The sequence below is a fragment of the Streptomyces olivaceus genome (assembly GCF_000721235.1).
GTDB lineage: Bacteria > Actinomycetota > Actinomycetes > Streptomycetales > Streptomycetaceae > Streptomyces > Streptomyces olivaceus.
This window is the reverse complement of sequence record NZ_JOFH01000022.1, coordinates 47,721-68,741: the sequence shown is the minus strand read 5'-3', so window position 1 is coordinate 68,741 and position 21,021 is coordinate 47,721. Positions and strand designations below refer to the sequence as shown.

Annotated in this window: 17 protein-coding genes and 1 pseudogene; 6 read left to right on the top strand and 12 right to left on the bottom strand. The window is 74.1% G+C overall.

The window, feature by feature from the left end; genetic code table 11:
* Positions 1–7 precede the first annotated feature (7 nt).
* The gene (locus IG94_RS0124140; RefSeq protein WP_031040875.1) at positions 8–1,117 is read left to right on the top strand and encodes a DUF5925 domain-containing protein; all 1,110 of its coding nucleotides are present in this window, start codon (positions 8–10) and stop codon (positions 1,115–1,117) included.
* Between the two features lie 47 nt (positions 1,118–1,164).
* Here the strand turns inward: IG94_RS0124140 and IG94_RS0124135 are convergent, their stop codons facing one another.
* Positions 1,165–1,536, bottom strand: coding sequence for a GntR family transcriptional regulator (locus IG94_RS0124135; protein ID WP_031040872.1), 372 nt, complete (start codon positions 1,534–1,536; stop codon positions 1,165–1,167).
* A gap of 71 nt (positions 1,537–1,607) precedes the next feature.
* Here IG94_RS0124135 and IG94_RS0124130 point away from each other — a divergent pair, with 71 nt between their 5' ends.
* From IG94_RS0124130 to IG94_RS44110, 3 genes are all read left to right on the top strand, one after another.
* Complete coding sequence (locus tag IG94_RS0124130; protein ID WP_031040870.1) at positions 1,608–2,534, top strand: GNAT family N-acetyltransferase; 927 nt, start codon at positions 1,608–1,610, stop codon at positions 2,532–2,534.
* Positions 2,515–3,015, top strand: coding sequence for a ribonuclease FAU-1 family protein (locus IG94_RS0124125; protein ID WP_031040867.1), 501 nt, complete (start codon positions 2,515–2,517; stop codon positions 3,013–3,015). The genes IG94_RS0124130 and IG94_RS0124125 overlap by 20 nt, the downstream gene beginning before the upstream one ends.
* A gap of 221 nt (positions 3,016–3,236) precedes the next feature.
* A complete protein-coding gene (locus IG94_RS44110) occupies positions 3,237–3,371 on the top strand; it encodes a hypothetical protein (protein WP_107060664.1) in 135 nt (44 codons plus the stop codon).
* 14 nt (positions 3,372–3,385) lie between these two features.
* On the opposite strand, the gene IG94_RS0124115 is transcribed toward IG94_RS44110, so the two are convergent.
* Positions 3,386–3,874, bottom strand: coding sequence for a GNAT family N-acetyltransferase (locus IG94_RS0124115; protein WP_031040864.1), 489 nt, complete (start codon positions 3,872–3,874; stop codon positions 3,386–3,388).
* A 178-nt stretch (positions 3,875–4,052) separates the two neighbouring features.
* Here IG94_RS0124115 and IG94_RS0124110 point away from each other — a divergent pair, with 178 nt between their 5' ends.
* Positions 4,053–5,123: a lytic polysaccharide monooxygenase auxiliary activity family 9 protein gene (locus IG94_RS0124110; RefSeq protein WP_031040851.1), complete on the top strand. Its 1,071-nt coding sequence runs from the start codon at positions 4,053–4,055 to the stop codon at positions 5,121–5,123.
* Between the two features lie 129 nt (positions 5,124–5,252).
* Here the strand turns inward: IG94_RS0124110 and IG94_RS0124105 are convergent, their stop codons facing one another.
* Entirely contained in the window at positions 5,253–6,221 is a 969-nt protein-coding gene (locus IG94_RS0124105; protein WP_031040847.1) for a DNA polymerase Y family protein, read from the bottom strand.
* A complete protein-coding gene (locus IG94_RS0124100) occupies positions 6,218–9,781 on the bottom strand; it encodes a DNA polymerase III subunit alpha (RefSeq protein ID WP_031040844.1) in 3,564 nt (1,187 codons plus the stop codon). Before IG94_RS0124100 ends, IG94_RS0124105 begins: the two co-directional genes overlap by 4 nt.
* 154 nt (positions 9,782–9,935) lie before the next feature.
* On the opposite strand from IG94_RS0124100, the gene IG94_RS0124095 reads away from it, so the two are divergent.
* Entirely contained in the window at positions 9,936–10,994 is a 1,059-nt protein-coding gene (locus IG94_RS0124095; RefSeq protein WP_031040840.1) for an ABC-2 transporter permease, read from the top strand.
* A 141-nt stretch (positions 10,995–11,135) separates the two neighbouring features.
* Here IG94_RS0124095 and IG94_RS0124090 read toward each other — a convergent pair whose 3' ends face one another.
* The 8 genes and pseudogenes from IG94_RS0124090 to IG94_RS0124055 all read right to left on the bottom strand — a co-directional run bounded on the left by IG94_RS0124090 (position 11,136) and on the right by IG94_RS0124055 (position 20,708).
* Complete coding sequence (locus IG94_RS0124090) at positions 11,136–12,218, bottom strand: S1 family peptidase (protein WP_031040837.1); 1,083 nt, start codon at positions 12,216–12,218, stop codon at positions 11,136–11,138.
* 532 nt (positions 12,219–12,750) lie between these two features.
* The gene (locus tag IG94_RS0124085) at positions 12,751–13,653 is read right to left on the bottom strand and encodes a S1 family peptidase (RefSeq protein ID WP_031040834.1); all 903 of its coding nucleotides are present in this window, start codon (positions 13,651–13,653) and stop codon (positions 12,751–12,753) included.
* A gap of 206 nt (positions 13,654–13,859) precedes the next feature.
* A complete protein-coding gene (locus IG94_RS0124080; RefSeq protein WP_031040832.1) occupies positions 13,860–14,663 on the bottom strand; it encodes a DUF1684 domain-containing protein in 804 nt (267 codons plus the stop codon).
* A gap of 3 nt (positions 14,664–14,666) precedes the next feature.
* Positions 14,667–15,992, bottom strand: a complete 1,326-nt coding sequence (locus IG94_RS0124075) for an NtaA/DmoA family FMN-dependent monooxygenase (protein WP_031040828.1) — start codon at positions 15,990–15,992, stop codon at positions 14,667–14,669.
* 104 nt (positions 15,993–16,096) lie between these two features.
* The gene (locus tag IG94_RS0124070) at positions 16,097–17,188 is read right to left on the bottom strand and encodes an LLM class flavin-dependent oxidoreductase (RefSeq protein WP_031040825.1); all 1,092 of its coding nucleotides are present in this window, start codon (positions 17,186–17,188) and stop codon (positions 16,097–16,099) included.
* 46 nt (positions 17,189–17,234) lie between these two features.
* Positions 17,235–18,016: pseudogene (locus IG94_RS38835) on the bottom strand (amino acid ABC transporter ATP-binding protein).
* Positions 18,013–19,854: an FAD/NAD(P)-binding protein gene (locus IG94_RS0124060; protein WP_078892412.1), complete on the bottom strand. Its 1,842-nt coding sequence runs from the start codon at positions 19,852–19,854 to the stop codon at positions 18,013–18,015. Before IG94_RS0124060 ends, IG94_RS38835 begins: the two are co-directional and overlap by 4 nt.
* Positions 19,851–20,708, bottom strand: coding sequence for an amino acid ABC transporter permease (locus tag IG94_RS0124055; RefSeq protein ID WP_031040819.1), 858 nt, complete (start codon positions 20,706–20,708; stop codon positions 19,851–19,853). Before IG94_RS0124055 ends, IG94_RS0124060 begins: the two co-directional genes overlap by 4 nt.
* Positions 20,709–21,021 lie beyond the last annotated feature (313 nt).

Here is a 21,021-nt window from a genome sequence, read left to right as displayed (position 1 = left end):
TGGCGGCATGTCCGTGAACCCGCACGAAGCCCTGCCGATCCGGCTCAACGTGGACGACAGCGACTCCCCGTCCGATGTCGTCGACGCGCTGTTCCTCGGGCGTTTCGCCACGGGCGAGCAGCCGTACTCGCACGCGGCGAACATCGACCGCGTACGGTCCGGCGCCACCCTGCTGCCGCCCGGCGCACACGTGCTGCGGCTCGCCCGCGACGACGACCGCAGCGCCACGCTCGCCGAGGGCGACGGCTGGACGCTGCTGATCTCGCGCTGGAACCGGGGCGCCGACGTCACCGTGACGGCGACCAGCGCCGACCTGGCCGAGAAGGTGCTCGGCGAGGCGACGGACGGAGCGGCGGACGAGCCCGAGCCGCAGCCGGAGAACGTGACGATGGGCTTCTGGTACGTCTCCCCGCGGCGCGGCCCGCACCGCACCACCCGGCAGATCGCCGCGGGCACCTGGGACGAGGTCCGGGCCAACTACACGGCACCGGTCGCCGACGCGATGGACGGGCTGATGAAGACGACGCCCGAGGACATCGCGGGCCGGCTGCTGCTCCTGCACGGCCCGCCGGGCACCGGCAAGACCTCGGCGCTGCGCACCCTCGCCCGCTCCTGGCGGGACTGGTGCCAGGTGGACTGCGTCCTCGACCCGGAGCGGCTCTTCTCGGACGTCGGCTACCTGATGGACATCGCCATCGGCGAGGAGGACGCGGCGGGCAAGGGCCGCTGGCGGCTGCTGCTCCTGGAGGACTGCGACGAACTGATCCGCGGCGAGGCCAAGCACACGGCGGGCCAGGCGCTCTCCCGGCTGCTGAACCTGACGGACGGTCTCCTCGGCCAGGGCCGCAACGTCCTGGTCGGCGTCACGACCAACGAGGACCTGGAACGCCTCCACCCCGCCGTGGTCCGCCCCGGCCGCTGCCTGGCCCGCATCGAGGTCGGCCCGCTCACCCGACGGGAGGCGGTGGACTGGCTCGGCGACGAGGTCGAGGGCCGGGAGGAAGCGGTCGGCCGCGAGGGCGCCACGCTGGCGGAGCTGTACGCGCTGCGCCGGGGCACCTCGCCGACCGCGCTGCCGGAGCCGCGGGCGGGCACGGAGGCCGGGCTGTACCTGTAGCCCGGCGTGTGGCCCGGCGCCCCGGCCCCCGACCGGAACGACGCCGCTCAGTCCTCCCCGTAGGCCGCCCGCAACGCGTCCCGCACGGCCCCGAGTGCGTCCGCCTCCGACAGCCCGAGCCTGCGCGCCCGCGCCGCGTACTCCTGCGCTCCGGCGACCGCCTCCCGCTGGGCCGCGGAGCCCGCGGCGGCGACGAACGTTCCGTTGCGTCCGCGGGTCTCGATCACCCCGTCCGCCTCCAGCGCGCGGTACGCCTTGGCGACCGTGTTCGCGGCGAGCCCCAGGGACTCGGCCAGCCCGCGTACGGTCGGCAGCCGGTACCCGACCGGCAGGGCGCCCGACCGCGCCTGTTCGGAGATCTGCGCGCGCACCTGCTCGTAGGGCGGCGTGCCGTCGTCGATACGGATCTTCAGGGTCACCCGGCGATTGTCGCGCACCCCCGCGAAAATGAGAGGCACCGGCCCCTGCGGCCGACGTAGCGTGCCTCCTCGTGACCGTTCTCGTACGCGATCTGCGGGTCGACGACCCGGCCGATGTCGCGGCCTTCGCGCAGGTCCGCCATCGCGCCCTGCCGTTCATCCTGTGGACGCCCGAGGCCGTCGTGCACCGGCTCGTCCACACGCACCCGGACGCCCGGAGCCGGTCCCTGGTCGCGGAGGAGGACGGGGAGGTGACCGGCACGGCCCAGATCGGGCTGGTGCACGACAGCCCGGAGCCGGGCCAGGGCTTCCTCAACGTGTACGTCGACCCGTCGAGGCAGCGGCGCGGCGCCGGGGGCCTGCTGGTGCGGACGGCGGAGGAGTACCTGACCGGCGAGGGCGCGACGAAGCTGTACTCCTGGGTGCTGGACCGGCCCGCCGGCCTGGCCTTCGCCGAGCGGCACGGCTACGAGCGCCGGCGCTCGGCGCACTTCCTCCGCCTGGATCTGGCCAACGCCGCGCTCCCGCCGCCCTGCTCCCCTCCCCCGGGCGTCGAGCTGCGCACCGCCGCCGACTACGCGGACGACCCCCGGCCCGTGTTCGAGCTGGACGCGGAGACGGTCGCGGACGAACCGGGCGACGTCGACGTCGCGTTCACGGACTACGAGGCCTGGCTCGCCGAGAGCTGGCGGCACCCGCTGCTCGACCGTGAACTGACCACGGTCGTGGTCGTCGACGGCCGCCCGGCCGCCTTCAGCGTCGCCTACACCGACGGCGCCCGGTACGCGACCGCGATGACGGGCACGGTCCGCGCCCGGCGCGGCCGGGGCCTGGCCAAGCTCGCCAAGACCGACTCCCTGCACCGGGCCCGCGCGGCCGGGTACACGGAGGCGCTCACCGGCAACGACAGCGACAACGGCCCGATGCTCGCGATCAACGCAGGGCTCGGGTACGAGATCTGCGCGACGGAGGTGCGCCATGTCCGCGAACTCGGCTGAACCGCCCACCGAGGTGGACGTGATCCTGGTCAAGGCCGGCCGCACGAAGATCCGGTACCCGGCCGCGCTGCTGCACGACGACGGCACCCGCCTCGCCGTCCGCGCCCCCTGGGCCGGTGACGGCGTGCGCGACTTCGGCTTCGTGCGCTTCGAGGCCGGGGACGTCTTCACCGAGTACTACTGGCGCGACCGGTGGTACGCGGTGAAGGAGGTCCGCACGGCGGCCGGTGCGCTGAAGGGCTGGTACTGCGACATCACCCGCCCCGCCGTCCTGACCGGCACCCACCTGGTCGTCGAGGACCTCGACCTGGACCTGTGGCGCTCGGCCGACGGCACGGACGTACGACGCCTCGACGAGGACGAGTTCACCGCGAGCGGCCTCCCCACCCGCGACCCCGAGGCCGCAGCCGCCGCCCTGTCCGCACTGACCACCTTGGAACACCTGGCCCGCGGAGACGGCTTTCCCGCCTTGCTGCGATAGCCGCCGCCCGGCTCACCGGCATGTCAACCCCGGCACCCTGCGTGCCCGTTCCGTCACTGTTTCCAGTCATGTGCTCAGGGTGACACCCGTCGCTGACAACGGAGTCGGGGCGGGGCGACGTGAGAACCGCCACTGACAGGGAGGCTTCGATGAGTGAGTCTCGGGGAAAGGGTCTACCTCCGTGAGAACGCGGAACCCGGTGGATCCGTAAGGAGGCAGCCATGCGCCGTCTGACCGTGCAGAAGCCCCTGAAGAAGACCGACGCCCGCCGAGTCCGCGAGGAAGCGGACGAGCGTCCCTCGGGGCGGCCGGAGGTCCGCAAGGACGTCGCGCGCACGTGGTGGCCGGAGGGCTGAGCGGGCGGGCCGCCTCATGAGACGCGTCGGAGCAGCCGCTTGCGGTAGTGGACGCGGTCGTAGGGCCCGTCCGTACGGCGTTCCACGACCTCGTACCCGTACCTCGGGTAGATCTCCTGGTTCTCCCACATCGTCGCGTGTGTGTAGAGCCTGACCTCGGGCAGGCCCAGCGCACGCGCGCGTGCGTCCACGAACCGCAGCAACCGCCGTCCCACGCCCCTGCCGTGCACGTCGGGGTGGACGGCGACGCTGTCGAGGAACAGGTGGTCCGCGTACGCCTGGACGACGACGGCCCCCACGAGTCCCGCGAGTTCCGCGGGGCCCGTGCCGGGCTCGTCGGCGACGAACACCTTTCCCGCCGCCACGTTCGCCGCGTGGTCCGCCTCCATGGGCTGCGGCGCCCTCCCGATGCGCGCGACGTAGGGGCGGTACGCGGCGTCGGTCACGGCCTTCAGGGCAGGTACGTCCGAGGTCTTCGCCGGCCGGATCCGCTGTCGTTCCATGCCGTGAACGGTAGCTACCTGAGCCCAGCCTGAGCACTCCCTTAACGCGACCATAAGGATCTCCGTCACCCGCCTCCAGCAGGCGGTTCCGCGGTCTCTTCGGGCTAGCTTGCTGGTCGACCCCACGGGTTCCGGCCCGAGTTCCCCCAGTCCCCAGTGACCGTTCCGAGGAGTTCCCATGCCCGCATCGTCCGTGTCCCGCAGGGCCGCCGCCGTCGCCGTCGCAGGTCTCGCCCCGCTCGCCCTGACCACGCTGGCCGCGGCCCCCGCGGCGGCGCACGGCTCGATGGGCGACCCGGTCAGCCGGGTGTCGCAGTGCCACGCCGAGGGCCCCGAGAGCCCGCAGTCGGCCGCGTGCAAGGCCGCGGTCGCCGCGGGCGGCACCCAGGCGCTCTACGACTGGAACGGCATCCGCATCGGCAACGCCGCGGGCAAGCACCAGGAGCTGATCCCGGACGGCAAGCTGTGCAGTGCCAACGACCCGGCCTTCAAGGGCATGGACCTGGCCCGCGCGGACTGGCCCACGACCAGTGTGAGCAGCGGCTCGTACACCTTCAAGTACCGCGTGACGGCCCCGCACAAGGGCACCTTCAAGGTGTACATCACCAAGCCCGGCTACGACCCGTCGCAGCCGCTCGGCTGGGGCGACCTGGACCTGTCCGCCCCGGTGGCGACCTCCACCGACCCGGCCGCCGAGGGCGGCTTCTACACGTTCTCCGGCACGCTGCCCGAGCGCTCCGGCAAGCACCTGCTGTACGCGGTCTGGCAGCGTTCGGACAGCCCGGAGGCGTTCTACTCCTGCTCGGACGTGGCCTTCGGCGGCGACAGCGGCGGCGCTGCCGGTGGCGGTGACAGCGCCGCGTCCGGCGACACGAAGAGCGACCCGGCCGGTGGCGCCGCCCCGGCGCCCGAGGCGTCCGCGCCGTCGGAGGAGCAGCTCGCCGCCGCGGCCGAGAAGTCGACGATCGAGCACCACGGCCACGGCGACCAGGACGCGGAGACCACCACGGACCCGACGGACCCGGCCGCCGCCCCCGAGGAGGCGCCCGGCACGGCCGCCGCGGAGGCCGCCGAGCCCAACGAGGTCAAGGCCGCCGGCGGGAGCACCGAGAACCTCGCCGAGACCGGCGGGGACGGCACCACGCCCTACATCGCGGTCGGTGGCGCCGCCGCCCTGGCGCTCGGCGCGGCGGCCCTGTTCGCGTCGGTCCGCCGGCGCGCGGCGGCCGGTGGCCGGCACGGCCGCTGACGCGGGGCACCACAGGGACCACGGGGGCACGAGGGGAACGCGGGGCCCGTCCCGGCTCGGGCCGGACGGGCCCCGCGTGGCGTGCGCCCGCAGGATCGGAGGGAGTGGGCGGCGCGGGGCACGGCGGTGTTACGCCGCCAGCGATCCCGGCATCACCGCGCGGGGCCCGAACTTCGCTCGCGCGCGGTCCGCGACCTCCTCGATCCGGCGGACCTTCTCGTCCACGGGGTCGAAGGTGAGCTGGTGGGAGGCCTGTTCGGCGGGGGTGAGGCCCTCGGCGCGCAGGGTGAGGGAGCGGACCCGGGCGCGCTGGAGGCCGAGCGCCTCGTACATGTCGTACGCGGCCCGCGTCAGGGCCGCCGAGTGCGCGGTCGGCTCCTTCAGGGTGCGGCTGCGGGTGGTGCCCGACCGGTCGGCGTAGCGGACGGTCAGGGTGAGGGTGCGGCAGACCTTGTCCACGGCGCGCAGCCGGGCGCCCAGTTCCCCGGCGGCCGAGAGCAGGGCGCGGCGGTGGCGGTCGGGGTCGAGTTCGTCGCGTCCGAAGGGGCGGTCGGCGGCCAGCGACCGGGAGACGCCGTTGGGGACGACCCGGCCGCGGTCGACGCCCTGGGCCCTCTCGTGCAGCTCGCGGCCGGTCTTCGCACCGACCAGGCGCTGGAGCGTGGACAGCGGCGCGGCGGCGACCCGGCCGAGGGTGTCGAGGCCGTACTCGCACAGCGTGCGGGCGGTCGCGGTGCCGACGCCGGGCAGCGCGGCGACGGGCCGGCCGGCGAGGAACTCGCGCTCCCCGCCGCCGGGCACCGCGCGGGTCAGTCCCGGCCGGGCGTCGCGCAGCGCCATGCGGGCCAGCATCGGGCCGGGACCGGCGCCGATCACGCAGTCCACGCCGTACAGGGCGAGGGCGCGCACCCGGATCACCGAGGCCAGTTCCACGGCGTCGCGCCCGAAGTACCGCTCGGCGCCGCGCAGGTCGGCGAGCGCGCCGTCGGGCGGCAGCGCCTCGACGACCGGCGTGAACTCCTCGAGGAGCCCGAGCAGTTCGGGCAGGGCCGCCTCGCACATCGGCGGCAGCTGGAAACGTACGCAGAGGATCGTCATCCCGCACTCCCCGGACTCTGGTGCCACAACTTCCTTCCGACCGCGGGCCCTTCGCCCGCGGGGCGCAGGTCGGCCCAGGGGTGCATCTCGTACCCGGTGGACATGCGGATCCTCCGCTGCTCCATCGGGTCCTGGGCCGCGGAGCCGGCCGGCGCGGGACGTCCGTCCGAGCCGGCGAGGCGGCGGCGCGCCGGACCGCCCTCGGGGTCGTCGCCCTCCTGGCTCCCGCCCGCCGCGGCCAGCCGGGCGGCGACGCCCTCCAGGCCCTCCTCCCGGCGCACTTCCAGCAGGTCGGCGAGGTTCCAGGCGGCGGAGCCGACCACGCTGAAACTGCGCGGGCCGCGCCGCTGCACCACCCCGCGCACCAGCAGCAGCCAGGAGTGGAAGACGGTGTGCGCGCAGGCGTCGTGGGAGTCGTCGAAGAAGGCGAGGTCGACCAGGCCCGTGCCGTCGTCGAGGGTGGAGAAGATGACGCGGCGGCCGGAGCGGATCGGCGGTGTCTGGGTGGCCGCCTTGGCGCCCGCGACCAGCACCGTCTCCCCGTGCCGGGCCTCGCGCAGCCGCTTGGCCGACACCACGCCCAGCTCGCGCAGGAAGGTGCGGTGGTCGTCCATCAGGTTGCGCGAGGCGTCCATGGAGAGCACGCCCAGTTCGGCGCTGAGCCTCTCCGCCGAGGTGAGGTCGGGCAGTCCGGCGGGGGCGGTCTTCCGTCCGCCGGACAGCGGGAGTTGGTCGCCGCGTCCGCCCCGGGCGCCGCGGTGCAGCTCGGTCAGGTGCAGTTGCAGGTCGCGTCGGTTGGCGCCGAACGCGTCCAGCGCGCCGACCTGGGCGAGCCGTCCGGCCAGCGGCCTGCTGGGGCGGGCCCGTTCCCAGAAGTCGAGCAGGGAGGCGTAGGGCTGCCCCTCGGCGATCCGTTCCGCCTCGGCCTCGCTGATGCCGTGCACGTCGGAGAGGGCGAGGCGCAGGCCCCAGACCGTCCCCTTGGAACGCCGCGCCTCGGACACCAGTTCGATCCTGTGTGCGACCCCCGACGCGTTCACGTCCAACGGCAGGATCGGCACCCCGCGCCGCCGCGCGTCCGCGAGGAGCAGCCGCTTGGGATACATGCCGGGGTCGTGGGTGAGCAGGCCCGCGTAGAAGGCGGCCGGGTGGTGGACCTTCAGCCACGCCGACTGGTACGTCGGCACCGCGAAGGCGACGGCGTGCGCCTTGCAGAAGCCGTAGCTGCCGAAGGCCTCGACGATCCCCCAGGTTCGCTGAATCGTTTCTGCGTCGTATCCCCTCGCCGCCGCGTGCTGGGCGAACCACACCTTGATCCGCCCCTGCGACTCCGGGTCGGAGAGGCCGCGCCGCACCCGGTCGGCCTCTCCGCGTCCGCAGCCGGTCATGATGGCGACGATGTCGATGATCTGCTCGTGGAAGACGACGACCCCGTAGGTGCTCTCCAGCGGCTCCGCCAGATCCTCGTGCGGGTGGCGCACCGGCGCCCGTCCGTGCCGGGCCTCGATGAACGGCCGCACCATGTCGGCGGCGACCGGGCCGGGCCGGAAGAGCGAGATGTCGACCACGAGGTCGTGGAAGGTCGACGGCTGGAGCCGACCCACCAGGTCCCGCTGGCCCGGCGACTCGATCTGGAAGCAGCCCAGCGTCTCGGCGGAGCGGATCATCCGGTACGTCGCCGGGTCGTCCTCCGGTACGGCGTCCAGGTCGACCCGCTCCCCCGTCGCCCGCTCCACCTCGGCGACCGCGTGCGCCATCGCCGACTGCATCCGCACGCCGAGCACGTCCAGCTTGAGCAGCCCGAGGTCCTCCACGTCGTCCTTGTCGAACTGGGCCATCGGAAAGCCCTCGCCGCTGGTCGGCACGACCGGCGTACGGGAGAGCAGGGAGGCGTCGGAGAGCAGGACTCCGCAGGGGTGCATGGCGACACCGCGCGGGAGGGCGTCCAGGCCCTCGACCAGGTCCCAGAGCCTGCCGTACCGCCCGCCTTCCCGCCCTTCCCGCCGGGTCTCCTCCGCGAGTTCCCGCAGCTCGGGCAGTTCCTCCAGCGCCGCGCGGGCGTCGCGGGCGCGGATGTGCGGGAAGGACTTGGCGACCCGGTCGATCTCGGCCGGGTCCATGGACAGGGCGGCACCCACGTCGCGGATGGCGTGGCGCACCCGGTAGGTCTCCGGCATGGCGACCGTGGCGACCCGCTCGGTGCCGAACCGGCCGATGATCGCGCGGTAGACCTCCAGGCGGCGCGCGGACTCCACGTCGATGTCGATGTCGGGCAGGACCACCCGCTCCTTGGACAGGAACCGCTCCATCAGCAGCCCGTGCTCGACCGGGTCGGCGTGGGCGATGCCGAGGAGGTGGTTGACGAGCGAGCCCGCGCCCGAGCCGCGCGCGGCGACCCGGACGCCCATGTGCCGTACGTCGTCCACGACCTGGGCGACGGTGAGGAAGTACGAGGCGAAGCCGTGGTGGGCGATGATGTCCAGCTCGCGGTGCATCCGCTCCCAGTACGCGCGGCGGCCCGGCCGCCGGTCGTAGCCGCGCCGCACCATGCCCGCCGCCGCCCGGGAGGCGAGCGCCCGCTGGGCGGTGCGGCGCCCGGCGCCGACGAGGTGCGGTTCGGGGAAGTGGACGGCGCCCATGCCGAGGTCGTCCTCGGGGTCGACCAGGCACTCGGCGGCCGTGGCCCGCGTCTGCTCCAGCAGGCGGTCGGCGGTGTCGCGCCGGAAGCCCGCGGACTCGACGATCCGCTCGGCGGCGTGCCGCATGGCGCCGGCGTCCTTGAGCCAGGCCTCGCCGGAGTCCAGTTCCCCGGTGACGTCGATCGGGACGAGGCGGCGGGCGGCGTCCAGCACGTCGGCGACCCGGCCCTGGCCGGGGTCGGCGTAGCGGACGGCGTTGGAGAGCACCGGCCGGACACCCTGCTCGGCAGCGAACCCGACGGTGCGGGAGGCCAGGCGCAGGGAGCCGGGACCGGTGCCGGTGCGGCCGTGCCAGACGGCCTCCAGGCGCAGGGCGTCGCCGTAGACCTCCCGCCAGGGGGCGAGGAGCCGCGCCGCGCGGTCGGGGCGGCCGGCGGCGAGGGCGCGGCCGACGTCGGAGCCGGGGCCGAGCAGGACGGTCAGACCGTCGGCGTGGTTGTCGGCCCAGGACAGCAGCGGGGTGCCCTCGGCCGTGTGGGCGGCGGAGACGAGGCGGCACAGGCCGGCCCAGCCGCGGGCGCCGTCGCGGGCGAGGTAGGTCACCCGCGGGGCCGACTCGTCGACGAAGGCACCTCCGCGCGCGGGGGCACGGCGCCGGTCCCGGCGTACGGACGTCTCCGTGCGGTCGGCGGCCCCGGACTCGGACGCGGCCACCGCCAGCTCCGCGCCGAACAGCGGCCGGACGCCCGCCCCGGCGCAGGCCTTGGCGAAGCGGACCGCGCCCGCGAGGGTGTCGCGGTCGGTGAGGGCGAGGGCGTCCATACCCCGTTCGACGGCCCGCTCGGCCAGCCGCTCCGGATGGGAGGCGCCGTAGCGGGCGGAGAACCCGGAGACGGTGTGCAGATGCGTGAAACCCGGCATCACGCACCTCCCGACTCATGAACCACGACGCCTTATCGAACGTCTGTTCCCAACTACCTCACCCCCACCATAGACCAAATTTCGAATACGTGTGCGACATCCGTTCGGCCCTGTCCCACCTGCGCAAACACCCGTCGACCCGGACCGTGGGGACATGTCACACACCCCGGTCGCCGACCGTCGCAGCGGCTCCTTCCTCGACGAGGTGAAGGACGCCGTCACCCTGCGGGCCACCCTGCTCGTGATCGGTGTGCTCGCGCTCCAGCTGCTGTTCATCGCCTCCTACGTGGGCGCGCTGCACGACCCGAGGCCGAGGGACGTGCCCTTCGGGGTGGTCGCGCCGGGGGCGGCGGCCGAGCAGACGGCGGGCCGGCTGGAGCGGCTGCCGGGCTCGCCGCTGGATCCGCGCACGGTGGCCGACGAGGCGAGCGCCCGGCGGCAGATCGAGAACCGGGAGATCGACGGCGCCCTGGTCGTCGACCCCTCCGGCCGCACCGACACCCTGCTGGTCGCCTCCGGCGGCGGCACCGTCCTCGCCACCACGCTGGAGGGCATCCTCGGCAGGGCGGAGCAGTCCGAGGGGCGCGCGACGCGGACCGTCGACGTGGCTCCGGCCTCCCCCCGCGACTTCGACGGGCTGTCGTCCTTCTACCTGGTCGTGGGCTGGTGCGTCGGCGGCTATCTGTGCGCCTCGATCCTGGCGATCAGCACCGGCGCCCGGCCGGCCAACCCGCGCCGCGCGGCGATCCGGCTCGTCGTGATGGCGCTGGTCGCGATCGCCGGCGGACTCGGCGGCGCGGTGATCGTCGGGCCGGTCCTGGGCGCGCTGCCCGGCAGCGTGGTGGACCTGTGGGGGCTGGGCGCGCTGATCACCTTCGCGGTGGGCGCCGCCACCCTCGCCCTCCAGGGCGTCTTCGGGGTCGTCGGCATCGGGCTGGCGATCCTGCTGGTGGTGATCGCGGGCAACCCGAGCGCGGGCGGCGCCTTCCCGCTGCCGCTGCTGCCGCCGTTCTGGCAGGCGATCGGCCCGGCGCTGCCGCCGGGCGCGGGCACCTGGGCGGCCCGCTCGATCGCCTACTTCAAGGCGAACGACGTGACCTTCTCCCTGCTGGTGCTGTGGGCGTGGGCGGTCGCGGGGACGGTGATCACGATGCTGGCGGCCGCGCTGCCGGGCGTACGGCGGGACAGGGAGCTGCCCGGGCGGACCGGCTGACCGCCCTGCGCACACGGAGGCGCCGACCCGCCGTACGCACGCGGAGACGCTGACTCGCCGTACGCGCCGTACGCACGCGGAAGTCCCGCCCCTCGCGCGCGGGACGGGACTTCACGGGTGTGCGGGTGGTGCGGGTGTCGCTCAGCCGATCTCCGTGCCGGTGGCCTCCAGGGCCTCCGTCACCGGCTGGAAGAAGGTCTCGCCACCGGCGCTGCAGTCACCGCTGCCGCCGGAGGTGAGGCCGATGGCCTGGTCGCCCGAGAAGAGCGAACCGCCGCTGTCGCCGGGCTCGGCGCAGACGTCGGTCTGGATCAGGCCGTTGACGATGTCGCCGTTGCCGTAGTTCACGGTGGCGTCCAGGCCGGTCACCGTGCCGTCGTGCACCTGCGTGGTGGAACCGCTGCGGGTCACTTCCTGGCCGACGGTGGCCTCGGAGGCGCCCGAGATGGCCTGCGAGGAACCGTCGTAGAGGTTCACCTCGCTCGGGTGGTCCACGTCGCCGGTGTACTTGACCAGGCCGTAGTCGTTGTCCGGGAAGCTGGACGACTCGTTCTCGCCGATGACGTTCCCGGAGGAGTCCGACCAGCTGGAGATGGACTCGGTGCAGTGGCCGGCGGTGATGAAGTACGGCTCGCCGCCCTTGGTCACGTTGAAGCCCAGCGAGCAGCGCCCGCCGCCTCCGGTGATGGCGTCGCCACCCGCGATGAAGGGCTTGTACTCGCCCTTGGTCCGCTTGAGCTCGGCCTTGGCGCCCAGTCCGTCGACGACCTTGGTCAGCTTGGCCAGCTCGGCCTTGGAGACCGTGCGGTCCGCGGTGACGACGACCTTGTTGGTGGTCGGGTCGGTCGCCCAGGACGTGCCCGGGATGGTCGCGTCGTCGGTGAGGGTGGTGCGCGCGCTCTTCAGGTCGGCGAGCGAGTTCTCGACGATTCTGGCCTTGGCGCCGGCCTCCTCGACGGTCTGCGCGGCGCTCTGGTCGAGCACGTTGACGACGAGGCTCTTGGCCTGGGCGTCGTAGTACGTGCCCGCGGCGTCGGTGCCGAGGTCGCCGATCAGCGTGGAGGCGAGCTTTCCGGCCGCCGTGACCGACAGGGTCTCGGGGGCGGAGGTCGGCTCGGACTCACTGGCGTTCGCAGTCTGGAAGGTGACTCCCGCCGCGACGAGTGCGGTGATGCCCGCACCTACGACTGCTGCACGTCGCCTGGGTATGCGTCGGTGCTTCAACTCACGTCCTCCTGTGGGGGGTCGGTCCGAGAGGTTGTGGGGACCTCGCGAACCGGAAGGCTGGTTGACGAGCGCTAACTCTTCCGATTCCACAGGGAGCACACAAGGTCGACTTCAGGACGTGCGCACGACAACTCCAGCGCGGTCACACGTCCTTCACCACTCATGTCCCTTCCAGCGGGATTCGCGTCGCGGACGCACCAGCAAACGCTACGAGCGAGTAACCGAGGTCCGGCCGACGGGGACATGCCCTGTCCTGAATTCACCTCTTGCGGACCTGGCCCTCTACGTGCGTCTACGCGCGCTGGTGGCGTCGCGACCCGAACACACGACCCGAACACGCGGACCGGACACGCGACCCGAGCACGGTCGCACGCGGACCGAACACGGGAGAGCCCCCGCACCGTTCGGTGCGGGGGCTCCACGCGCTGCCGGCTGCGCGTGCCGTGCGTACTGCGCTTGCTCTACGCGCGTGCTCTACGCGCGTGCCATGCGTGCGTGCTGTGCCTGCGTACCTGCGTGCCGGGGACGACTAGTAGACGCTGACGCCGTAGGCGCTCAGGGCCTCCGTCACCGGCTGGAAGAACGTCGTACCGCCGGAGGAGCAGTTGCCGCTGCCGCCGGAGGTCAGACCGTACGCGGTGCCGTTGCTGCCGTAGAGCGGGCCGCCGGAGTCGCCGCCCTCGGCGCAGACGTTGGTCTGGATCAGCCCGGAGACTATGTCGCCGCTGCCGTAGTTGACCGTGGCGTTCAGGGCGGTGACCCGGCCGCTGTGGGTACCGCTGGTGGAGCCGTCACGGATGACGGTGGTGCCCACGCTCGGGGTGGCCGCGCGGGTGATGTCCACGCCGTTGGCGGTGCCGGGCCGGGAGACGGAGCCGGTGTACTGCACGATGCCGTAGTCGTTGCCGGGGAAGCTGGAGCCCGCCGTCTGGCCGATGACGGTGCCGCCGGAGCTGGAGCGCCAGGCGCCGGCGCCGTCGGTGCAGTGACCGGCGGTCAGGAAGTACTCGGCGCCGCTGCTGGTGCGGACGTTGAAGCCGAGGGAGCAGCGCCAGCTGCTCGCGTAGATGGCGTCGCCGCCCTGGATGAGCTTGTTGAGCTTGCCGGGGGTGCGCTTGATCGTGAGCGCGTCGGACTTGTCGCCCGCCTGCTCCTTGATCTTCGCGATCTCGGCCTGGGAGACCGTGCTGTCCACGGTGACGAGCACCTGGCCGGACTCGCTGTCGACGGCCCAGGCGGTGCCCGGGACGTCGGCCTGGAGCACAGCGCCGCTGGCGCTGCTCAGTTCCGCGGCACTGAAGGTGGCCGGGGTGGATGCCGCGTTGGCGCTGGGGATCGCCACGGCGGCGGCGGCCACGAGGCCGGTGGATACGGCGATCAGCCGAGTCCGTCTCGTGATGCCGCTTCGGGGGGTGGTGCGCTTGATCCTCACTTTTCGTTCCTCCACAGGGGAAGTCGGGGGCCCCTCGTGTGGGGTCGGGGCCCGTGAGGCGCAGCCAGGGACGGACCTCCGGGTTCCGGATACGTCGTGCCCCTGACAAGCGCTGAGGTTGGAGTATTCGGCCGAACGACCGGTCGGCGCAAGGGTGCCTTTCGGCCGTCACCCCGGGGGCGGCTTCCGCCAACCCCCGCCGGACCTCAGCGCAGTTCCCGCTCCCCCGCCTCCACGCGGACCGCCAGGGTGTTGCCCGGTGGCGGGAAGGGGCAGACGAAGTGGTCGGCGAACGCACACGGCGGCAGCAGCGCGCGGTTGAGGTCGACCGTCGTACGGCCCCCGGCGTCGGGCGCGGCCGGGCGCAGGAACCGGAAGCGGTAACTGGTGCTCCCGCTGGTGGCGTCGGCGAAGACCGCCCACAGCGAGCCGTCGTGCTCGACGCTCACCTGGAGTGTGTGCGTCCGGCCGTCGAGTGCGAAGGCCAGCTCCCCGCCGAGCGCCAGCCCGCGCTCGCGCCCGTCCGCGTTCGGCACCCGCACACTGCGCCGCCCGGTGTCGTACGGGGTGAAGCGGCCCGGCACCGACCAGCGCGGATCGTACGGCGTGGCCGCGACACCGCGGAACGCCCGCCGTGCGGGGGCGGCCGGGTCGAAGTCCCGTACGCCCCACAGGTCCTCGCGGACCAGGACGACCAGCCGCCGCTCGCCGTGGGCCACCCGGGCCTCGCCCGGCCCCGGGTCGGCCGTGAGCCGCGCCTCGCCGTCGAGGGGGCGCCCGTCCACGGTGAGGCCGTCCGCCGGACCTGCGCTCAGCAGCACCGCGTCGCCGGCCGCCGTCCACCGCCCGGGGGCGTCGGGGAGCCGCCCGTCGGGGTGGTCCGCCAGCCAGTGCGTGCCGGTCAGCGCGAGCGGCCCGTAGGGCGCCGAGACCGCGGCGACACGCTGCTCGTGCCAGCGCTTCCACGCGCCGGATGCGTCGTTCTCGCCGTCGGATGCGTCGCTCGTCATGGCTCAACCCTTCCACACCGGCTCGGCCAGACCGAGGTGCGCACGCAGGGTGGCGCCCTCGTACGCGGTACGGAACGCGCCCCGCTCCTGCAGCAGCGGGACCACCCGGTCCACGAACTCGTCCAGGCCGCCCGGGGCCGGATGCGGTACGAGGACGAAACCGTCGGCGGCGTCCCGCGCCACGGACTCCGCCAGTTCGGCGGCGACCGACTCGGGCGTGCCGACGAAGGACTGCCGGGCGCCCGCCTCGAACACGGTCTGCCGGATGGACAGCCCCCGCTCCCGCGCCAGGGCCCGCCACTTCTCGGCGGTCGCGACGCGGTCGCCGTGCCGGGCGCGGCCCGGGCCGAGCCGCGGGTCCGGCACCGGGTCGATGTCGGGCAGCGGGCCGTCGGGGTCGTGTCCGGAGAGGTCGACGCCCCAGATCCGCTCCAGCGCCAGCAGCGCGGTCTGCGGGGAGACCTGCTGCCACCGGATCTCCTCGGCCCGTTCGTGCGCCTCGGCGGCACTGTCCCCGAGGACGACGGCGGCATTGGCCATGATCTTGAGATCGCCGGGACCGCGGCCGTACTTCGCCAGGCGGCGCTTCACGTCCGCGTAGAAGGCGCGGCCGGCTTCCGGACAGCCCCCGGCCCACCGGCCGGAGAGGAGCACGTCGGCCGAGGACGCGGCGAACTCCCGGCCCTCCTCGGAGTCGCCCGCCCGGACGACCACCGGGTGCCCCTGCGGGCAGCGGGGCAGGGTGAACTCCCCCGCGACGTCGAAGTGCCGCCCCTGGTGGGTGAAGGGGCGGGGCGTGCCGTCGGGGGTCCAGGAGTCCCACAGTTCCCGGGCTGCGGCGACGAACTCGGCGGCGCGGGTGTACCGGTCGGCCCGGTCGAGGTGGCCGCCGCGCCGGAAGTTCTCGCCGGTGCGGGCGTCGGAGGAGGTCCGCACGTGCCAGGCGGCCCGGCCGCCGCTGAGGTGGTCCAGGGTGGCGAGCCGGCGGGCGAGTTCGTAGGGCTCGTGGAAGGTGGCGTCGGCCGTGGCGGCGAGCCCGAGGCGGTCGGTGACGGTGGCGAGCGCGTTCAGCACGGTCAGGGGCTCGGGGCGGCCGACCACGTCCGGGTCGCGGATGCGGCCCCTCTGCTCGGGCAGCCGGAGCCCCTCGTCGAGGAGTAAGAAGTCGAACAGGCCGCGTTCGGCGGTGCGGGCGAGGCGCTCGAAGGAGGCGAAGTCGCTCGGCGAGCGCGAGCCCGAGCGCGGATCCGTCCGGACGGTGTCGGTCCGGACGGTGTCGGTCCGGACGATGGTGCCGTCGACTGCGGAGAGGTGCGCGGCGAGGTGCATCGGCCTGGTTCGGCCCGGCGTCGTGTGCCTCGGCGTCGGGTGGCCCGGCTTCGGATGGCCCGGCGTCGTGTGCCCCGGCTTCGGCTGCCCCGGTTTCGGTCCCGTCATGACGCTCCCTGCGCGACGGCGGCGTACTGGTTGGCGGGCCGGGCCAGGTCCAGGTGGTCCCGGAGCGTGCTGCCCGGGTAGAACGTGCGGAACAGTCCCCGGTGCTGGAGCAGGGACACGGTGCCGTTGACGAGGCGTTCCAGGTCGCGGCGCGGCTCGACCGGGGCGAGGTGGAAGCCGTCGACGGTGCCCTCCCGGTGCCAGGCGGTGATCAGTTCGGCCAGGTCGACGGGGCCGCCCCGGTACAGCGGGCCGCGCGGGGTGGGGCGGGGGCCGCCCCCGCCGTGACCGGGGGCGGCCGCGTACTCGCCGTCCCCGAGGTCGACGTCGAGGGCGGCGAGGACCCGCAGGTCGTCCGGGTTCCGGCCGTGCGCCGCGGCGGACGCCCGCAGTTCGGCCCGCGCCTCGGCGGCCTGGGCGGGGTGCGCGGTGCGGACGAGGACCACGTCGGCGTACCGGGCCGCGACCGCGCGCGCGGGCCGCGCGGTGGCGTCGACGAGGCGTACGGGATGCCCCTGCGGAGGCCGCGGCAGGACCGAGGGGCCCCTGACCGAGAACGCCGAGCCGGTGAAGTCGACGCGGTGCAGCTTGGCCCGGTCGACGAGGCGGCCGGTGGCCGCGTCCCGTGTCCCGGCGCCGTCCTCCCAGCTGTCCCACAGGCGCGCCGCCACGTCGGCGGTCTCGCCGGCCTCCCGCCACAGCGCGTCGGCGGGCGCGGCGGGCCGGCGGCCGAAGAGGCGGGCCTCGGCCTCGGTGGCGGACACCTCGATCCGCCAGCCGGCCCGGCCGCGGCTGATCCAGTCGAGGGTGGCCACGGCGGCCTGGACGTGGAAGGGCTCGGTGTGGGTGGTGGTGACGGTGGGGACCAGGCCGATGCGCCGCGTGGCGGGTGCCACCCTGGACAGGACGGCGAGCGCGTCGGGGCCGGGGCGGGCGAGGCCGTCGTCCGCGGTGACGAAGTCGAGCGCGCCGCGTTCGGCGAGCCGCGCGGCCGCGAGGTACTCGCCGGCGTCGTACACCGACCGCTGGTCGAGCGCGGCGGCCAGGTGCAGTCGCCGCCGGCCGGTGAAGGGGGGCGCGGGGGTCATGGGCGGGCCGTCCTCTTTCTCTCTCGAAGCACCCTGGGCTTCCCTTTCAGAGCACCTTGGAGAGGAACGCCCGGGTGCGTTCGTGCCGCGGGCGGTCCAGTACGTCGCCGGGCGGGCCCTGTTCGACGATGCGTCCGTCGTCCATGAAGACCACCGTGTCGGCGACCTCGCGGGCGAAGCCGATCTCGTGCGTGACGACGATCATGGTGGTGCCCTGCCGGGCCAGGTCCTTGATGACGTCGAGGACCTCGCCGACCAGCTCGGGGTCGAGCGCGGACGTGGGCTCGTCGAACAGCAGCAGCCTCGGCCGGAGCGCGAGCGCCCGCGCGATGGCCACCCGCTGCTGCTGTCCGCCGGACAGGTGGCGCGGATAGGCGCTCGCCCTGTCCGCGAGCCCCACCCGCTCCAGCAGCCGGCGGGCCGCCTCGACGGCCTCGCGGCGCGGGCGGCCGAGCGCGGAGACCGGCGCCTCGGTGATGTTCTCCAGCACGGTCAGGTGCGGGAAGAGGTGGAAGTTCTGGAAGACGAAGCCGATCCGGGTGCGCTGCTTGAGCACCTCGCGCTCGGGCAGTTCGCGCAGCCGGTCGCCGGTGCGCCGGTAGCCGACGAGGGCACCGTCCACGCGATCGTCCCCCGGTCCACCTTCTCCAGGTGGTTGACGGTGCGCAGCAGCGTCGACTTGCCGGAACCGGAGGGGCCGAGGACCACGGTCACCTCGCCGGTGCGCACGGTGAGGTCGATGCCCTTGAGCACCTCCAGCGGTCCGAAGCTCTTGTGGACGGACCGGATGTCGACCATGACGCCGGTCGAACCGTTCGGGACGCTCATCGCGAGGACTCCTCCAGCAGGGGGCGGTGCGGTGCCGCGGACTCTCCGGGCGCCCGCAGGAAGGTCAGTACGGCCCGTGCGGTGGCGTCGTTCTGCCGGAACGCGACGCCGCCGGTACGGGGCCGGGTGAACGCGCCCGAGCCGCGCGCGTCGGTGTGCGGGCCGAGCGCGAACCGGCGCGGGTGCGGCCGCCCGTCCCGGTCGAGGACCCGCCCGTCGGTCCGGTCCACGGCCAGCAGCCCGTCCGGCGTCGCCGCGGCGCCGTCGGCGTGCAGCGCGCGCAGCAGCGGGTCGCGGGTCCGCTCGACGGTGGGGTACGGCAGCCGCGCCTCGACCAGGGTCCGCGCCTCCACGACCGTGTCCGGCACTCCGGCGCTCCTCGCCCGGAACACCCCGTCCTCCGCGGTGACCGACAGGCCGGCGCCGAGGAAGCGCACCACCCCGGCGCGGGACAGCGCGAGCAGTTGCCGCAGGCGGGGTCCCGGCGGCCCGGAGGCGAGGTAGCTGAAGAAGCCGTGCCACCAGCCGCCGATGTCGCCGAGTCGGACCAGTTGCCCGTAGACGGAGAGCAGGGCGAGGAAGACGGCCAGGTCGGGGCTGTGGGCGGGGTCGTGGCGGCGCCGCAGGTCCGCCTCGACGTACCGGCGCAGCCCTTCCTGGAGTTCCTCGGGCGAGCCGTACCGGATCCCGTCGAGGGGGCGGTCGAGCGCGGCGAGGTCCAGCCGGTCGGCCGGGTCGGGCACGGTTGCGGCGACGAGGACGGCCCGCTCGTCGGGACCTGCGGTGGCGTACCGCGCCTCGAAGGCCGCCCAGTCGCCGGTCACCCGCTCGGGGTGGGCGGTGAACAGGCGGTGGTAGTGGGCGAAGCCCAGCTCCTTCTCGACCAGCGGCCACACGTCCCGGCGGAAGTCGAAGCCGTCCGGCCGGGCGAGGAGCGCCTCGGTCTCGGCGGGCCCGAAGAACCTCGGCAGCGGGGGCCGGTCGCCGGTCCAGTCGTAGCCGATCTTGGCGTGGTACGGCACGCCGCGCCGGGAGCCGACGTACAGGACCGGCTCCCGTCCGGAGGGCACGTACGTGTCGCCGTCGTACCGGCCGCCCCTGCCCTCGGTCAGCAGCGCCATCAGGTCGACGAAGGCCAGCCCGAGGCCGCGCACGAGGACCGGCTCACCGGGCCGCAGCCGGGACAGGTCGCTGTCGGCGGTGAAGTCCGGCGGGAGGTGGACCAGGCCGTGCTCGCGGGCGTACGCGGACAGCTCCCGCTGCTCGTCGTCGGGTTCGGCGTCGAGGTGGCCGAGGGTGAGGACGACCAGGTCGGCGAGGAGGGGCTGCTCGCGGCCCTGGAGCCACACCCGCTGGCGTCCGCCGGGCGGGCCGTCGACGCGCACCGCGTGGCGCGCGTGGTGGTGCACGACGACGTCCGCGGGCAGCTGCGCCACGGCGCGCTCGTACACCCAGCGCAGGTAGGCGCCCTGGACCGGGCGTTCGGCGAAGGTGCTGCCGTCCAGGCCCGCCCACTCGTGCAGGGTGGGTCCGGGCCGTACCGGGCCGGCCATCTCGACCGTGTCGTCGGTGAACATGGTGACGTCCTCGGCGTGCGAGTTCATCCACAGCAGCGGCGACTGCTCCGCGCGCCATATGCGCCCGGGGCCCGGCGGGTGCGGGTCCACGAGGTGGATGTCGAGACCGGAGCCGCAGTACAGCTCGGGGGCGTTGGCGGCGAGGCGCTCCAGCAGTCCGGTGCCGCGCGGCCCGGCGCCGACGACGACCAGCGCGGGACGGTCGCCGGGCGCTGGGCGGTCGCCCGGTGCGGGGCGGTCGCCGGGCGCTGGGCGGCTCATCGGGTGCGCTCCGTGCCGCGGGCGTAGTGCTTCTCGACGTAGTGCTGGCCGATGCCGAGCAGCGAGGTGACGACGGTGTACCAGACGGTGGCCACCATCAGCAGCGGGATGACCTGGTAGGTGCGGTGGTAGACGAGCTGCACGGAGTAGAGCAGGTCCTGCACGGCGATGACGCTCACGATGGAGGTGCCCTTGAGGGTGCCGATCAGCATGTTCCCGGCCGGCGGCACGATGGAGCGCATGGCCTGCGGGAGCACGATCCGCCGCCAGCGGCGCCACCGGCTCAGCCCGAGCGCCTGCGCCGCCTCGATCTGGCCGCGGTCCACGGCGAGGATGCCGCCGCGCACCACCTCGGCGGCGTACGCGGCCTCGTGCAGGGTGAGGCCGATGACCGCGACGGTGACCGGGCCGAGCAGGTCGACGGTCTTCACGCCGAGGATCTGCGGGTAGAGGGCGCCGATGTTGAACCACAGCAGCAGCTGCACCAGGATCGGTATCGACCGGAACAGCCACACGTACCCCCAGCTCACCGCGCGGAGCACGGGATTGGCCGAGAGCCGGAACGCGGCGAGCAGCGTGCCGAGCGCGAAGCCGAGGACCATGACGACGGCGGTCAGCCACAGGGTGAGCCACAGGCCCCGCAGGACGGCGTCCGAGGTGAAGTAGTCCGCGACGACGCCCCACTGGAACGCGTCGTTGCGCAGCACGGAGTTGACGGCGAGACCGAGGAGGACCAGGACTACGGCGGCGGCCGTCCACTGGCCGAGGCGGCGCTGCGGGACGATCCGCGGGAGGTCCGGGCCGTCCGGGGTCTCCGGTACGGCGGCGGACTGGGCGAGGGTGTCGGAGGACATGCGAAGGCTCCGTGACATCGAGTCAGTCGGACACGGTGGGTGGTGCCTTCACACGGCCGAGCCCCTCAGCAAGGCCGTCCACCGAGAGTACGGGGGCGCTTCGCCCCGCTGTCAAGGCTGTCCACACTGTGAGCAGCACGTCTCAGGTCGTTGACGCGGAACCGGATGCCTGTTCCACTTGGCCCATGCATCCACAGCAGTGGCTGGTCACGCGCTCCCACATCGACTTCGGTCGAGTGTGGTCCTGTTCCTGTTGAGCCGACCTCGCCGCCTGCCCTGACCGACTGACCCGTCGGGCCTTCGGGTTCCCGCC

What these genes read in the sequence shown, in the direction of transcription:
- IG94_RS0124140 (WP_031040875.1), top strand. Translation starts at nt 8, where the DNA reads ATGTCCGTGAACCCGCACGAAGCCCTGCCGATCCGGCTCAACGTGGAC.
- IG94_RS0124125 (WP_031040867.1), top strand. Translation starts at nt 2,515, where the DNA reads ATGTCCGCGAACTCGGCTGAACCGCCCACCGAGGTGGACGTGATCCTG.
- IG94_RS44110 (WP_107060664.1), top strand. Translation starts at nt 3,237, where the DNA reads ATGCGCCGTCTGACCGTGCAGAAGCCCCTGAAGAAGACCGACGCCCGC.
- IG94_RS0124115 (WP_031040864.1), bottom strand. Translation starts at nt 3,874, where the DNA reads ATGGAACGACAGCGGATCCGGCCGGCGAAGACCTCGGACGTACCTGCC.
- IG94_RS0124110 (WP_031040851.1), top strand. Translation starts at nt 4,053, where the DNA reads ATGCCCGCATCGTCCGTGTCCCGCAGGGCCGCCGCCGTCGCCGTCGCA.
- IG94_RS0124105 (WP_031040847.1), bottom strand. Translation starts at nt 6,221, where the DNA reads ATGACGATCCTCTGCGTACGTTTCCAGCTGCCGCCGATGTGCGAGGCG.
- IG94_RS0124100 (WP_031040844.1), bottom strand. Translation starts at nt 9,781, where the DNA reads ATGCCGGGTTTCACGCATCTGCACACCGTCTCCGGGTTCTCCGCCCGC.
- IG94_RS0124095 (WP_031040840.1), top strand. Translation starts at nt 9,936, where the DNA reads ATGTCACACACCCCGGTCGCCGACCGTCGCAGCGGCTCCTTCCTCGAC.
- IG94_RS0124080 (WP_031040832.1), bottom strand. Translation starts at nt 14,663, where the DNA reads ATGACGAGCGACGCATCCGACGGCGAGAACGACGCATCCGGCGCGTGG.
- IG94_RS0124075 (WP_031040828.1), bottom strand. Translation starts at nt 15,992, where the DNA reads ATGCACCTCGCCGCGCACCTCTCCGCAGTCGACGGCACCATCGTCCGG.
- IG94_RS0124070 (WP_031040825.1), bottom strand. Translation starts at nt 17,188, where the DNA reads ATGACCCCCGCGCCCCCCTTCACCGGCCGGCGGCGACTGCACCTGGCC.
- IG94_RS0124060 (WP_078892412.1), bottom strand. Translation starts at nt 19,854, where the DNA reads ATGAGCCGCCCAGCGCCCGGCGACCGCCCCGCACCGGGCGACCGCCCA.
- IG94_RS0124055 (WP_031040819.1), bottom strand. Translation starts at nt 20,708, where the DNA reads ATGTCCTCCGACACCCTCGCCCAGTCCGCCGCCGTACCGGAGACCCCG.